The following is a 567-nucleotide window of genomic DNA, read 5'->3' as shown; positions in this document are numbered from 1 at the left end:
CCCCGAGGGCACGACTCAGGCATCGGCTACCAGCCGCGTGTCGGCACTGGAAACCGCGACGCGGGCGATGCGCGGGTGCGGCAACGTGGCGAAGGTCGCGGCCGAGCTGAATGCCGAAGTGGTCGATAACGCCTCGGTCAAGGCGCGCGACTTGCCCGTCCGTCTGCAGGAGATGATCCTGAAGATGCAGGTCGGCGAGGCGACGCCGTGGTTCGGATCGCCCACGGAAGGCGTCCGTACGCTGGTGCTGTGCGGTCGCGATGACCCGCAGGTCGCCGCCGCGCCTCAGGCCGAGCAGGTCCAGACACAGATGGAGCAGGCACGCGTCAACCTGCGCGCGCAGGGCGTGCTGCGCGATCTTCGCCGCGATGCGGTGATCGAATATCGCTAAGGGGCGCTTGCGATGATCGCGCCACTGGCGGTCTCCATGGGCGACCCTGCCGGGATCGGCCCCGAAGTGATCGCCAAGGCCTGGGCCGCGCGCGAAAAGGAACAGCTCGCGCCCTTCTTCGCGGTGGGCGATGCGCGTGCGATCAGCGCGGTGTGGCAAGGACCGGTCAAGCGCAT

The 567-nt window shown here is 68.8% G+C and carries 1 protein-coding gene; it reads left to right on the top strand.

Annotated elements, in window-relative coordinates; all coding sequences use genetic code 11:
* Positions 1-391: hypothetical protein (locus AC1DZC_RS20220; RefSeq protein WP_477044530.1), on the top strand; the 391-nt coding region annotated here is incomplete at its 5' end.
* Between the last annotated feature and the right edge of the window lie 176 nt (positions 392-567).

The sequence above is a fragment of the Cellulomonas sp. P2_B4 genome (assembly GCF_056404795.1).
This window is presented reverse-complemented; position numbering and strand designations above follow the sequence as displayed.